The following is a 12,069-nucleotide window of genomic DNA, read 5'->3' on the forward strand; positions in this document are numbered from 1 at the left end:
GTTGACTTTTACTAGTTAAAGGTTTATACTGAAAGGCGAAAACGGTAGGTGAGGCTACCATAGGGATACGGATGACTACCGCAAAGCAGTGGAGACACTACTCGTTGGTCAACAGTCATGGTCGCGAAGGTCAAGACTAAGCTCATTACATCGCCCTATGGAGTTAAAGCTTGAACGAAAACAGATAATAAGTTTTTTAGTCCTGCCATTTTATGGTAGGATTTTCTGCTGTTTTAGAACAAAGAAAGGAGACAAACGATGCAAATTGACGATCATCCAGAACCGCACATACACAGCCAATCGCTGATTTGTGTCGTTCTGTCCTTATAAAGTGATTGGTCCCCGTGTATGAAATCACCATTCATACAGATAGGAGAAACCAATGAAAACTACAAAAGAAAGACTAGCAGCAGCTATTCAAACTCCATTAAAAGATAGTCTAGCTTTTTACCATACAAGTCTAAAAGGCTTAGACCAAGAACAAGTCGAAGAAAACCGTGACCTATATGGTGAAAACACCATCACAAAAGGTCAAGAGGATTCCATCTTTAAAAAGATTTACGAGTCCATCATCAATCCTTTCACAATCATTTTGCTTGTGATTGCCTTTATCTCTCTCGTTACAAATGTCTGGCTTGCCAAACCTGGTCAAGAAGATCCAACGACCTCTATTATTATCGTTGTCTTGGTTTTGATTTCAGGAGGTATCCGTTTTGTCCAAGAATTGCGGAGCGACAAGGCAACAACCAATCTTTCAAAAATGATTGTCAACACTGCAACTGTTATTCGTGATGGTCTTGAACAAGAGTTACCCATCGATGAGTTGGTTGTAGGAGATCTCGTGAAATTGAGTGCGGGAGATATGATTCCTGCAGATGTTATCTTGTTTGAATCCCGCGACTTTTTCGTTCAACAGTCAGGTTTGACTGGAGAAAGCGATGCAGTTGAAAAACTTGCTTTAAATAAAGCCACCAATCAAAATGTAGATAGCCTCTTAGAAGCAGAATCTTTGGCCTTCATGGGGACAAATGTTATCTCAGGAAGTGCTACAGCTATGGTTTTGGCTGTTGGTGATGACACCATGATGGGAGCCATCGAGCAGACTCTCAACACCTACGATGAATCAACTTCTTTTGAACGTGAAATGAACAGCATTTCCTGGCTCTTGATCCGTTTGATGCTTGTCATGGTTCCAATCGTGTTTTTCGCAAATGGATTGACCGATGGAGACTGGCTAGAAGCTGGAGTTTTTGCCTTGAGCGTGGGTGTCGGACTGACACCAGAAATGCTTCCGATGATTATTACAGCCAGCTTAGCAAAAGGTTCCATTATCATGGCCAAGGAAAAGGTAGTCATCAAAAAACTCAATGCTATCCAAGACTTAGGAGCAATCGATATCTTATGTACGGATAAAACTGGAACTCTAACGCAAGATGAGATTGTCTTAGAATATCCCTTGGATATCCATGGTGATTTGGATATGGCAGTCTTAAGAAGAGCTTATCTAAATTCACATTTCCAAACAGGTTTGAAAAACTTGATGGACCGTGCCATTATCAGTAGAACTGAAAAAGAAGCCAAAGAACACGCTATCCTACAAAATCTAGATACCAGTTTTCAAAAAATTGACGAACTTCCTTTTGACTTTGAGCGTAGACGCATGAGTGTTATCGTCAAAGATGACAGCAATGTTGTTAGTATGGTGACCAAAGGCGCTTTAGAAGAAATGTTGACCATTTCGACACATGTGGAATATCGTGGAGAAATAATCCCTATTACGGAAGGTATTCGCCAAGAAGTACTGGCAGAAGTTGGTCAATTAAACCGTCAAGGCTTGCGTGTCTTAGGTGTTGGCTACAAATCAGGTCTACGTGAAGACTATGCCTATGCTGTGGATGATGAAAGTGATATGATCCTTACGGGTTACCTTGCCTTCTTGGATCCACCAAAACCATCTGCAGCACCCGCTATCCAAGCTTTGCTTGAGCATGGTGTCAGAACAAAGATTTTAACTGGGGATAATGAAAAAGTAACCCAAGCCATCTGTGAAAAGGTTGGTTTGGATGTTGAGCAGATGCTTTTGGGAGCTGATATCGACCAAATGACAGACCAAGAATTGGCAGAAGCGGTTGAAAAAGTAACAGTCTTTGCTAAATTGTCACCTGACCAAAAAGCCCGCATCATTCTACAGTTAAAGAAAAATGGTCACGGTGTTGGTTATATGGGGGACGGTATTAATGACGCTCCATCCATGAAGGTGGCAGATGTCGGTATTTCTGTAGATACAGCAGTCGATATCGCCAAGGAAACAGCGGGTGTTATCTTGCTAGACAAGGATCTCATGGTTCTTGAAACTGGTATTGTTGAGGGCCGTAAGGTCTACGCCAACATGACCAAGTACATCAAGATGACCGTTAGTTCGAACTTTGGAAATATCTTCTCACTACTGGTTGCGAGTATCTTCTTGCCATTTTTACCAATGGCTCCTGTTCATCTTATTGTCCTAAACCTAGTCTACGATTTATCTTGTGTGGCATTGCCATTTGATAATGTGGATCAAGACTTCCTCAAACAACCCCATACATGGGAAGCAAAATCCATTACGCGATTTATGGTTTGGATGGGTCCAATCTCATCTATCTTTGATATTTTGACCTTTATCTTCCTCTACTTTATCATTGTTCCTTTGGTGACTGGCCATCATTATGTTCATGGGTCAGAATCTGCCCTTCAGTTTATTATCTTGTTCCAAACAGGATGGTTCATCGAATCTATGTGGTCTCAAACCATGGTCATCCATATGCTTCGTACAGCAAAAGTTCCTTTTGTACAAAGCAGACCAGCTTGGCTTGTGATTTTGACAACTTTGGTTGCAGCCTTTTTCGTAACCAGTCTACCTTATGGACCACTGGTAAATATCCTTCGTCTAGCACCCTTAGGACTTCCTTACTTCTTGTTCTTAATCTGTATTATTTTCTTGTATATGTTTAGCGTCACAGTTATTAAGAAATTTTACATTAAGAAATATAAAGAATGGTTATAGTTCGTGTTTTGTCAAGAAAAAAGTTCAAAAATTGCCAAAAAAGTTAAAATTTTTTAAAAATAGGTCGCAAGTCCGATGTTTTTTATGGTATAATAGTTTAAACTGATAGTAACATGTAGCGAAAGGGGTAGGTACATGATCAAAATTTATACAGTCTCAAGTTGTACTAGCTGTAAAAAAGCGAAGACCTGGCTCAATGCCCACCAGTTAAGTTATAAAGAACAAAACCTCGGTAAGGAAGGAATCACGAGAGAAGAACTGCTTGATATTTTGACAAAAACAGACAATGGAATTGCAAGTATCGTATCATCGAAAAATCGTTATGCAAAGGCCCTTGGTGTTGATATCGAAGATTTGAGTGTCAATGAAGTGCTCAACCTAATCATGGAAACACCACGTATCTTGAAAAGTCCGATTCTTGTAGATGAGAAACGCCTACAAGTCGGCTATAAAGAAGACGATATCCGTGCCTTTTTGCCACGCTCTGTCCGTAATGTGGAAAATGCAGAAGCGCGTTTACGTGCGGCTCTATAAAACATCAAGGCTGGGAGTGACTCCTGGCCTTCTCTAATATTTAAATTGGATAACATGTGAGGATTTATGAAAAAGTTAGTCATTGGAACATTCGCAGCACTATTTTTGCTCGTTGGATGTGGTCAGAAAAAAGAAACAGCAGCTTCAACTACTGAGAGTTCTCAAGAAGCTCTACAGTCTACTTTGCCTGTATTAGAAAATGCAAGCAAGAATACAGTTGTTACCAAGACCTTGGTTTTGCCAGCTGATGAGAGTGGAGCACAGCAAACTCAAATCATTACCTACAAAGGCAATCAATTTTTAAGCTTGATCATTCAGCAGAAACGTCCTGTATCAGAAGACTTAAAAAATTATATTTCTGAACGTGGATTAGATGAAGCTAAAAAAGCTCTTAAAGAAGCTGAGGATAAGGATGAGTCTGTGCAAGCAGCTCGAAAAATTTCAGGCTTTACCATCGAAACGACTCTTTTAAATGAGAAAGAAATGGAAACCAAGACTAGCTATGATTTCCAAACGATGGATATTAAAAAAGCCAGTGAAAACGAATACTTGAAGAATGTTGGACTGGAAAATCTATTGAAAAACGAACCAGAGGACTATATTGCTAATCGTGTTGCAATTGGGGCAACAGTCCAGTAAAAAGTCACAGAAAATCAGCAGAATCAGACTGTGTGATTTGTAGAACGACCGCGAATGTGCTATAATAGTACTATTCTAAGGAAAGAGGGTGTTAGAATGGGATTTACTGAAGAAACCGTACGTTTTAAATTGGACGATTCCAATAAAAAAGAAATCAGTGAAACATTGACAGATGTCTATGCTTCTTTGAATGAAAAGGGCTATAACCCTATTAACCAGATCGTGGGCTATGTTCTCAGTGGAGACCCAGCTTACGTTCCTCGTTATAACAATGCACGAAATCAAATCCGTAAGTATGAGCGAGATGAAATCGTTGAAGAACTGGTTCGCTACTACCTTAAAGGACAAGGAGTCGATCTATAATCTATGAGAATTATGGGATTGGACGTTGGTTCAAAAACGGTAGGGGTAGCGATTAGTGATCCACTTGGGTTTACGGCTCAAGGGCTTGAAATCATCCAAATCAATGAAGAACAAGGTCAGTTTGGTTTTGAACGTCTCAAAGAATTGGTTGAAGCCTATAAAGTGGAGCAGTTTGTTGTCGGTTTGCCTAAAAACATGAACAACACAAGTGGCCCACGGGTGGAAGCTAGCCAGGCATATGGCGAGAAGTTGGTAGAGCTCTTTGGCTTACCGGTAGATTATCAAGATGAACGCTTGACTACGGTTGCCGCTGAGCGTATGTTGATTGAGCAAGCAGATATTAGTCGCAATAAGCGTAAAAAAGTTATTGATAAATTAGCAGCTCAATTGATTTTGCAAAATTATTTAGATAGAAAATTTTAAGACAGAGGAGAAACTATGTCACACGATCACAACCACGATCACGAAGAACGTGAACTTATTACACTTGTAGATGAGCAAGGAAACGAAACTTTATTTGAAATTCTTTTGACTATTGACGGAAAAGAAGAATTTGGTAAAAACTATGTCCTTCTTGTACCAGTTAACGCAGAAGAAGATGAAAACGGCGAAGTTGAAATCCAAGCTTACTCATTCATCGAAAACGAAGATGGAACAGAAGGCGAATTGCAACCAATCCCTGAAGATTCAGAAGATGAATGGAACATGATTGAAGAAGTCTTCAACAGCTTTATGGAGGAGTGATACAGTCTGGTAGACTGTATCAGCCCAGTTCCTTGAAATAAGAGAGAACTGGTGAGACTGGGGGACGTTTTTAGCCCAACTCCTAGAAACTAGAAAGAGTTGGAACATCTGGGGGATGTTTTTAGCCCAGCTCCTTGAATTAAAAGAGAGCTGGTAAGTCTGGTAGACTGTATCAGCCCTGCTTCTAGAAAGAAGAAAAAGCAGGAACGTTTTTACCCCAACTTCTAGAAACTAGAGAGAGTTGGAACGTCCGGAGGATATTTTTCTCCCATACTAGAATTAAATACTAGCTAATGAAGTAAAAAGCGAAGAGAATCTTCGCTTTTTTGTTAAGGAGATAAGCATGATTGAAGTAGAAAAATGGCTTCATAGTCGGATTGGATTGAATTTTAGATCAGGTTTGGGGCGTATGCAGAAGGCAGTGGATTTGTTGGGAAATCCTGAGCAAACCTATCCAATTATCCATGTGACAGGGACAAATGGCAAGGGGTCAACCATTGCCTTTATGAGGGAACTCTTTGTTTCTCATGGCAAGAAAGTTGGAACCTTTACTTCGCCCCACATTGTTAGCATCCATGATCGGATTTGTATCAATGGTCAACCGATATCGGCCCCAGACTTTATCCGTTTAGCAGATCAAGTTAAGACGATGGAGCAAAGACTTCTAGAAACTCATGACCAATTGTCTTTTTTTGAGTTGTTAACCGTGATTGCTTTGCTTCATTTTAAAGAACAAGAGGTGGACCTAGTTCTATTGGAAGTTGGAATTGGTGGCTTGCTTGACACGACCAATGTGGTGACTGGAGAGATCGCAGTTATTACATCAATCGGCCTAGATCATCAGGAGACCTTGGGCAATAGTCTGGAAGAAATCGCAGAACAGAAGGCAGGGATTTTTAAGCCAGGAAAGGTATCAGTGATTGCAAACTTAGCTCCTGAAGCCCAGCTCGTTTGTCAAAAGATAGCAGAAGATTTAGATGTCACTCTCTATCAAGCTGACCGAGATTTTTCTTTCAAATCAGGACATTTTTCTTCTTCTTCTCTAGCGGATTTGACCCGACTAAAACTGGGTTTGGAAGGAGCTTATCAAGAGGAGAATGCTGCTTTAGCTTTGCAGGCATTTCTGTTGTTTATGGCAGCGAGAGGTGAAAAGATCAATGAGGAAGTTGTCCGGTGTGCTTTGAAAACAACCAGATGGGCTGGGCGTCTAGAAGCTGTTACGGAGCACATTTATCTAGATGGTGCCCATAATCTACCGGCATTAGAACGATTGGTTGAATTTATCCAGGAAAAAATTCAGCAAGGTTATCATCCCCAAATCCTTTTTGGAGCTTTAAAGCGTAAAGATTACAGTGGCATGCTTGCTTATCTGACAGATCATTTACCTGATACAGCTCTCTATGTGACGAGTTTTGACTATCAGGGATCTTTGGAGGAGCAGGATTTGAGCGGCTATCATAGAGTTGCTTCCTATCGAGACTTTATAGATGATTTTGAAAAGTCTGCAGGGGAGAAAGACATACTGTTTGTTACAGGTTCCCTCTATTTTATATCTGAAGTTCGTGCCTACCTTATAAAAACATAGTTGCTTGATAGACCTTGTTTCCTTTATTTGATATAGTATAAGTAGAATAGTTCTGCAGTTTTTCTGCCTTTATCTCCTGAAAGAAAGGAGACATTATGTCACTAAAAATATTTACACTTTCTCTTGCTACTGTAGCAAGTCTTAGTCTTTTAGTTGCTTGCTCGTCAACAACTAAGTCGACACCTTCATCCCAAGCAAGCACTAGCTCTGAAGCGAGCACTAGTCAAGTATCAGAAACCAGTGCTTCTAGTTCTACTACTAGTGCAAAGACTGACACAACTACTAATATAGATGGGACCTACAAGGGGCAAGACGAGGGTGATAGCATTACTCTTATAGTCACTGGAAATACCGGAACGTGGACAGAAGTTGAAGCGGACGGAGATCAAGAGGTTAAGAAGGTGACCTTCGAACCAGAAAATCAGAGAGTCTTTATTGGAGACGATATCAAGATTTATGTGGCAGAAGAGAACCAGATTATTATCGATGACATGGACCGCGATGTTTCTGATCGTATCGTTTTAAAGAAATAGACATCATTTGTTGGGATTTGGATCTGGCTAAAACAGGTGCAAATCCTTTTTCGTTGACTTTGAGCTCAAAAAAATTCCATACTTTTAAGATAGCTAATGTCTACCACAAAAGTATAGAATGAGTGAAATTAAAGAAATCGTTCTTGTAAAAACTGAGCGACGCCATCTTCTTCGTTGGTTAATGGTAATTGTTCGTCTGCGAAAGGTAACAGAGCAGGATTTGCGTTTTTCATGGCATAGCCTTTACCTGCAAAAGAAAGCATCTCTTGGTCATTATGTTCGTCACCAAAGGCAATTAAATTCTGTTTGTCTATATTCATGACATTGAGAAGATATTCAAGGGCAAAGGCCTTGTGAACTCCTTTGGGAGTGCATTCGAGAATGTTCAAAGGGCCACCCCAAGTGTTAATATTGAGTTGGTGCTTGTAGAAGCTGTTCATCTCTTCTGCTAGTGCATATTTATCGTCTGCCCTAGTTTGTAATAGAATACAGTTAGGCCCCTTGGTTACTAAATCAGACTGGAATTGATTTTCAGGGCGAAAGTTTTCAACACCAAATAATTTAGGGTCGGCAATTTCTTTGTTCGGGGCTGTAATGTAAAACTTTTTACGGTATTCGCCTGCGATAAAGTCTGCCTCAATATCCTCTTTTCGTTTCACTATATCCAAGAGGTATTTTTTGTCCACAGTCAGACACTTTTCATGTTTCCAAGTCTTACCTGGCAGATGAGTAAGTGAACCGTTGAAGTTGATCATAGGGGTTTCAAGTTCAAGTTGATCATAAAAATCTTTGGCCATACGGTAAGGGCGACCAGTTGCGATAACGATTTGGTGGCCTTTTTTTGAGATTTTCTTAATCGTTTCAATAGTAAAATCAGAAAGTTTGCTTTCAGAGTTGAGCAAGGTTCCGTCCAAATCGACGGCAATCATTTTTTTAGTCATAAAATCCTCCCGAATCTAGTTTCAGATAAGATGTTTTCTATTATATCAGAAAGTGACTAGAAAAGCTGATAATAAGCGAAAATAGAGAGAATAATATCTCATAAGAATTTTTAAAATTAGAAAAACATCTTGAAAATATGAATGATTAGTGATATAATAGCAGTATTGTTCGTAAAATGATAAAGGAGATTAAAAATGGACAAACTATTTAAACTAAAAGAGCACGGGACAGATGTCCGTACAGAGGTTCTTGCTGGTTTAACAACTTTCTTTGCAATGAGTTATATTCTCTTTGTAAACCCTCAAATGCTTTCACAAACAGGAATGCCTGTTCAGGGTGTATTCTTGGCGACAATTATCGGTTCTGTTGTGGGAACTTTGATGATGGCTTTCTATGCTAACTTGCCATATGCGCAAGCTCCAGGTATGGGACTAAATGCCTTCTTCACATTTACCGTCGTATTTGGGATGGGTTATAAATGGCAAGAAGCCCTTGGGATGGTCTTCATCTGTGGGATTATTTCATTGATTATTACATTGACCAATGTTCGTAAAATGATCATCGAATCTATTCCTACAACTCTTCGTTCAGCGATTTCAGCTGGTATTGGGGTTTTCCTTGCTTATGTTGGGATTAAGAATGCTGGTCTCTTGAAATTCTCGATTGACCCAGGTACTTATACAGTAGCAGGTGAAGGAGCAGATAAGGCTCAAGCAGCACTTACTGCAAACTCAGCAGCTGTTCCAGGATTGGTAGACTTCAATACACCAGCTGTCTTGGTAGCTCTTGCAGGTATTGCCATTACTATCTTCTTCGTTGTTAAGGGGATCAAAGGTGGTATCATCCTTTCTATTTTGACAACGACAGTTCTTGCCATTGCTGTTGGTCTTGTTGATTTGTCTAGCATTGATTTTGCAAGCAATAATCTTTCATCAGCCGTTAACGACCTAGGAACTTTGTTTGGTGCTGCTCTTGGTTCAGAAGGATTGGGATCTCTGATTTCAAACACTTCTCGTTTGCCAGAAACCTTGATGGCCATTCTTGCTTTCTCATTGACAGATATTTTTGATACTATCGGTACTCTTATCGGTACTGGTGAAAAAGTTGGTATCATTGCGACAAGTGGTGAAAACCATGAGTCAGCTAAATTGGATAAAGCTCTTTATTCTGACTTGGTGGCAACTTCAGTAGGTGCCATTGCAGGTACTTCAAACGTTACGACTTATGTTGAGTCTGCAGCAGGTATCGGTGCAGGAGGACGTACTGGTTTGACAGCTTTGGTTGTTGCCATCTGTTTTGCCCTATCAAGCTTCTTTAGCCCACTTCTAGCAATCGTTCCAACAGCTGCAACTGCACCAATTTTGATTATTGTCGGAATTATGATGCTCTCTAACTTGAAAAATATTCCTTGGGATGATATGGCTGAAGCTGTTCCAGCTTTCTTCACATCTATCTTTATGGGATTCAGCTACTCAATTACACAAGGGATTGCCGTTGGTTTCTTAACTTATACTTTGACGAAGGTTGTCAAAGGTCAAGTGAAAGATGTGCATGTCATGATTTGGATTTTGGATGCCTTGTTTATCTTGAACTACATCAGTATGGCTCTTAACTAATGACAAAAACTAAAAAAAGAGGGAGTCTCCTCTTTTTTTTGTTGATGGAAATATCACAAAATAAAACTTTTTGGTATAATAAGTACATGTACACAAAAAATGAAGATGAGTTGATTGCACTTGGGGAAAAGCTAGGGCATTTGTTAGAAAAAAATGATGTGTTGATTTTGACTGGTGAATTAGGTGCTGGGAAAACAACGCTAACAAAGGGTCTGGCTAAGGGATTAGGCATTCATCAAATGATTAAGAGTCCTACTTATACCATTGTTAGAGAATATGAAGGACGTCTACCCTTGTATCACTTAGATGTTTATCGCATCGAAGGGGATGCAGATTCTATCGACTTGGATGAATTTCTTTTTGGTTCAGGTGTAACGGTTATTGAGTGGGGACATCTATTGGGGGAAAATCTTCCATCAGATTATCTGGAGTTAGAAATCCTTAAAAAAGATGAGGGCCGAAAAATCGTCTTTCATGCTCATGGCCAAAGAGCGACAGAACTTTTGAAAGGATTGACGGATGGAGTATGATCTTTTAATCCGTGAAGCGGAAATCCAGGATGCTTCAGCGGTCATTGCTCTCTTGGATCAGATTGGTCAAGAGTCTAATTTTACCAGTCTGGATGAAAATGGGATTGCAATGACTGAGTCTGAGATGCAACATTTTTTGGATAAGCAGGCCCAGTCGGATAATCAAATTACCCTACTCGCTTTTTTGAATGATGAGTTAGTAGGAATCATCAATATAACAGCTGATCAACGTCCGCGAGTTCGTCATATTGGAGATGTCTTTTTAGGAATAAAAAAAGCTTACTGGGGAAATGGTCTCGGTAGTATCTTGATGGAAGAAACTATTGAATGGGCCAGATCAAGTGGTAGTATTCGACGGTTACAATTGACAGTTCAAAAAAGAAATCTTGCTGCGGTGCATCTGTATGAAAAAATGGGCTTTAACATAGAAGGATTACAGGAACGTGGTGCTTGTATAGAAGGAGGAGAGTTTCTGGATGTTTACCTAATGGGTCAACTGATAGACGAATAAGAGTATGGTAAAAAAAATAATTGGAATGTTTTTGGGTTTGGTCCTTGTGACTGTGCTAGGTGTAGGTGCTTATGCCTATACAATTTATCAGCAAAGTACGCAAACTTTAGCTAAAACCTATAAAAAAATCGGTGAAGAAACCAAGGTCATTGAAGCGACCGAACCTCTGACGATTTTGCTTATGGGCGTGGATACAGGAAATGTTGAGCGTACAGACCCATGGGCTGGGAATAGTGACTCAATGATCTTAGTGACAGTGAATCCTAAAACTAAGAAGACAGTCATGATGAGTTTGGAGCGTGATATTCTCACACAAATCCAGCAACCAGATGGTAGTGTTAGAGAAGCGAAGCTCAATGCTGCCTATGCTGATGGCGGAGCAGAGTTGTCTATTTCAACGATTCAAAAGATGATGAACATCCATATCGACCGTTATGTGATGGTCAATATGCATGGCCTTCAAAGAATGGTTGATGCTGTAGGTGGTATTACAGTCAACAACACTCTAGGTTTCCCAATCTCTATCCAAGATCAGGAACCATTTAATACGATTTCTATCGGTGTTGGTGAACAGAAGCTAAATGGTGAAGAAGCCCTTGTTTATTCACGCATGCGTTATCAGGATCCAGAAGGAGACTATGGTCGTCAAAAACGTCAGCGTGAAGTGATTCAAAAAGTTGTCGAGAAGATTCTTAGTCTGAACAGTGTGAGTCACTATCAAGAGATTCTGAAGGCTCTTAGTGACAATATGCAGACAAATATTGAGATTACAACCACAACGATTCCTCAGTTGATGGGTTATCAAGATTCCTTTAAAAATATCGAAACTCAGCAATTACGTGGTGAAGGTGAAATGATTGACGGGATTTCTTACCAGATCGTTTCCGCTGAGCATATACTAGAGATGCAAAATCTTTTACGCCGTTCGCTCGGACAACCAGAGGTTACGAATTTGGAGACCAATATAGTCTTGTACGAGAATCTTTTTGGCCACTTGCCACCATCTTCTGAGGAGTCAGAATAACAAGA

13 protein-coding genes and 1 riboswitch are annotated in these 12,069 nt (G+C 40.0%); of the genes, 12 read left to right on the plus strand and 1 reads right to left on the minus strand.

The window, feature by feature from the left end; all coding sequences use genetic code 11:
* The first annotated feature begins 36 nt into the window (after positions 1-36).
* A riboswitch (M-box (ykoK) riboswitch) is annotated at positions 37-190 on the plus strand.
* A 192-nt stretch (positions 191-382) separates the two neighbouring features.
* The 8 genes from mgtA (at position 383) to RRU92_RS02860 (ending at position 7,441) form a co-directional block, all read left to right on the plus strand.
* Positions 383-3,043 carry a magnesium-translocating P-type ATPase gene (mgtA, locus tag RRU92_RS02825; protein ID WP_315640326.1) on the plus strand — a complete coding sequence of 887 codons (2,661 nt, stop codon included), beginning with the start codon at positions 383-385 and terminating at the stop codon, positions 3,041-3,043.
* 135 nt (positions 3,044-3,178) lie between these two features.
* Entirely contained in the window at positions 3,179-3,577 is a 399-nt protein-coding gene (gene spx / locus RRU92_RS02830; protein WP_000591165.1) for a transcriptional regulator Spx, read from the plus strand.
* Between the two features lie 66 nt (positions 3,578-3,643).
* A complete protein-coding gene (locus RRU92_RS02835) occupies positions 3,644-4,216 on the plus strand; it encodes an SP0191 family lipoprotein (RefSeq protein ID WP_315640330.1) in 573 nt (190 codons plus the stop codon).
* A 96-nt stretch (positions 4,217-4,312) separates the two neighbouring features.
* Positions 4,313-4,579 carry an IreB family regulatory phosphoprotein gene (locus RRU92_RS02840; protein ID WP_000507060.1) on the plus strand — a complete coding sequence of 89 codons (267 nt, stop codon included), beginning with the start codon at positions 4,313-4,315 and terminating at the stop codon, positions 4,577-4,579.
* A gap of 3 nt (positions 4,580-4,582) precedes the next feature.
* Positions 4,583-5,002: a Holliday junction resolvase RuvX gene (gene ruvX, locus RRU92_RS02845; protein ID WP_311522501.1), complete on the plus strand. Its 420-nt coding sequence runs from the start codon at positions 4,583-4,585 to the stop codon at positions 5,000-5,002.
* 15 nt (positions 5,003-5,017) lie between these two features.
* Positions 5,018-5,323, plus strand: coding sequence for a DUF1292 domain-containing protein (locus RRU92_RS02850; RefSeq protein WP_000017624.1), 306 nt, complete (start codon positions 5,018-5,020; stop codon positions 5,321-5,323).
* 343 nt (positions 5,324-5,666) lie between these two features.
* Positions 5,667-6,908, plus strand: coding sequence for a folylpolyglutamate synthase/dihydrofolate synthase family protein (locus RRU92_RS02855; protein WP_315640331.1), 1,242 nt, complete (start codon positions 5,667-5,669; stop codon positions 6,906-6,908).
* 95 nt (positions 6,909-7,003) lie between these two features.
* On the plus strand, positions 7,004-7,441 hold the full coding sequence (locus RRU92_RS02860; RefSeq protein WP_315640332.1) for an SP_0198 family lipoprotein: 438 nt from the start codon (positions 7,004-7,006) through the stop codon (positions 7,439-7,441).
* Between the two features lie 128 nt (positions 7,442-7,569).
* On the opposite strand, the gene RRU92_RS02865 is transcribed toward RRU92_RS02860, so the two are convergent.
* On the minus strand, positions 7,570-8,382 hold the full coding sequence (locus tag RRU92_RS02865) for a Cof-type HAD-IIB family hydrolase (RefSeq protein ID WP_315640333.1): 813 nt from the start codon (positions 8,380-8,382) through the stop codon (positions 7,570-7,572).
* Between the two features lie 195 nt (positions 8,383-8,577).
* Between RRU92_RS02865 and RRU92_RS02870 the strand changes: the two genes are divergently transcribed.
* The 4 genes from RRU92_RS02870 (at position 8,578) to brpA (ending at position 12,064) form a co-directional block, all read left to right on the plus strand.
* On the plus strand, positions 8,578-9,999 hold the full coding sequence (locus RRU92_RS02870) for an NCS2 family permease (RefSeq protein WP_315640334.1): 1,422 nt from the start codon (positions 8,578-8,580) through the stop codon (positions 9,997-9,999).
* A gap of 86 nt (positions 10,000-10,085) precedes the next feature.
* Positions 10,086-10,529 carry a tRNA (adenosine(37)-N6)-threonylcarbamoyltransferase complex ATPase subunit type 1 TsaE gene (gene tsaE / locus RRU92_RS02875; RefSeq protein WP_315640335.1) on the plus strand — a complete coding sequence of 148 codons (444 nt, stop codon included), beginning with the start codon at positions 10,086-10,088 and terminating at the stop codon, positions 10,527-10,529.
* Positions 10,519-11,040 carry a GNAT family N-acetyltransferase gene (locus RRU92_RS02880; RefSeq protein WP_315640336.1) on the plus strand — a complete coding sequence of 174 codons (522 nt, stop codon included), beginning with the start codon at positions 10,519-10,521 and terminating at the stop codon, positions 11,038-11,040. The genes tsaE and RRU92_RS02880 overlap by 11 nt, the downstream gene beginning before the upstream one ends.
* Positions 11,041-11,044: 4 nt before the next feature.
* A complete protein-coding gene (gene brpA / locus RRU92_RS02885; protein WP_315640337.1) occupies positions 11,045-12,064 on the plus strand; it encodes a biofilm formation/cell division transcriptional regulator BrpA in 1,020 nt (339 codons plus the stop codon).
* The last annotated feature ends 5 nt before the right edge of the window (positions 12,065-12,069 follow it).

The organism is Streptococcus sp. DTU_2020_1001019_1_SI_AUS_MUR_006 (assembly GCF_032340315.1).
Classification (GTDB): Bacteria; Bacillota; Bacilli; order Lactobacillales; family Streptococcaceae; genus Streptococcus.

Coding starts and splice junctions, on each gene's coding strand:
- mgtA (WP_315640326.1), top strand. CDS start 383: ATGAAAACTACAAAAGAAAGACTAGCAGCAGCTATTCAAACTCCATTA.
- spx (WP_000591165.1), top strand. CDS start 3,179: ATGATCAAAATTTATACAGTCTCAAGTTGTACTAGCTGTAAAAAAGCG.
- RRU92_RS02835 (WP_315640330.1), top strand. CDS start 3,644: ATGAAAAAGTTAGTCATTGGAACATTCGCAGCACTATTTTTGCTCGTT.
- RRU92_RS02840 (WP_000507060.1), top strand. CDS start 4,313: ATGGGATTTACTGAAGAAACCGTACGTTTTAAATTGGACGATTCCAAT.
- ruvX (WP_311522501.1), top strand. CDS start 4,583: ATGAGAATTATGGGATTGGACGTTGGTTCAAAAACGGTAGGGGTAGCG.
- RRU92_RS02850 (WP_000017624.1), top strand. CDS start 5,018: ATGTCACACGATCACAACCACGATCACGAAGAACGTGAACTTATTACA.
- RRU92_RS02855 (WP_315640331.1), top strand. CDS start 5,667: ATGATTGAAGTAGAAAAATGGCTTCATAGTCGGATTGGATTGAATTTT.
- RRU92_RS02860 (WP_315640332.1), top strand. CDS start 7,004: ATGTCACTAAAAATATTTACACTTTCTCTTGCTACTGTAGCAAGTCTT.
- RRU92_RS02865 (WP_315640333.1), bottom strand. CDS start 8,382: ATGACTAAAAAAATGATTGCCGTCGATTTGGACGGAACCTTGCTCAAC.
- RRU92_RS02870 (WP_315640334.1), top strand. CDS start 8,578: ATGGACAAACTATTTAAACTAAAAGAGCACGGGACAGATGTCCGTACA.
- tsaE (WP_315640335.1), top strand. CDS start 10,086: ATGTACACAAAAAATGAAGATGAGTTGATTGCACTTGGGGAAAAGCTA.
- RRU92_RS02880 (WP_315640336.1), top strand. CDS start 10,519: ATGGAGTATGATCTTTTAATCCGTGAAGCGGAAATCCAGGATGCTTCA.
- brpA (WP_315640337.1), top strand. CDS start 11,045: ATGGTAAAAAAAATAATTGGAATGTTTTTGGGTTTGGTCCTTGTGACT.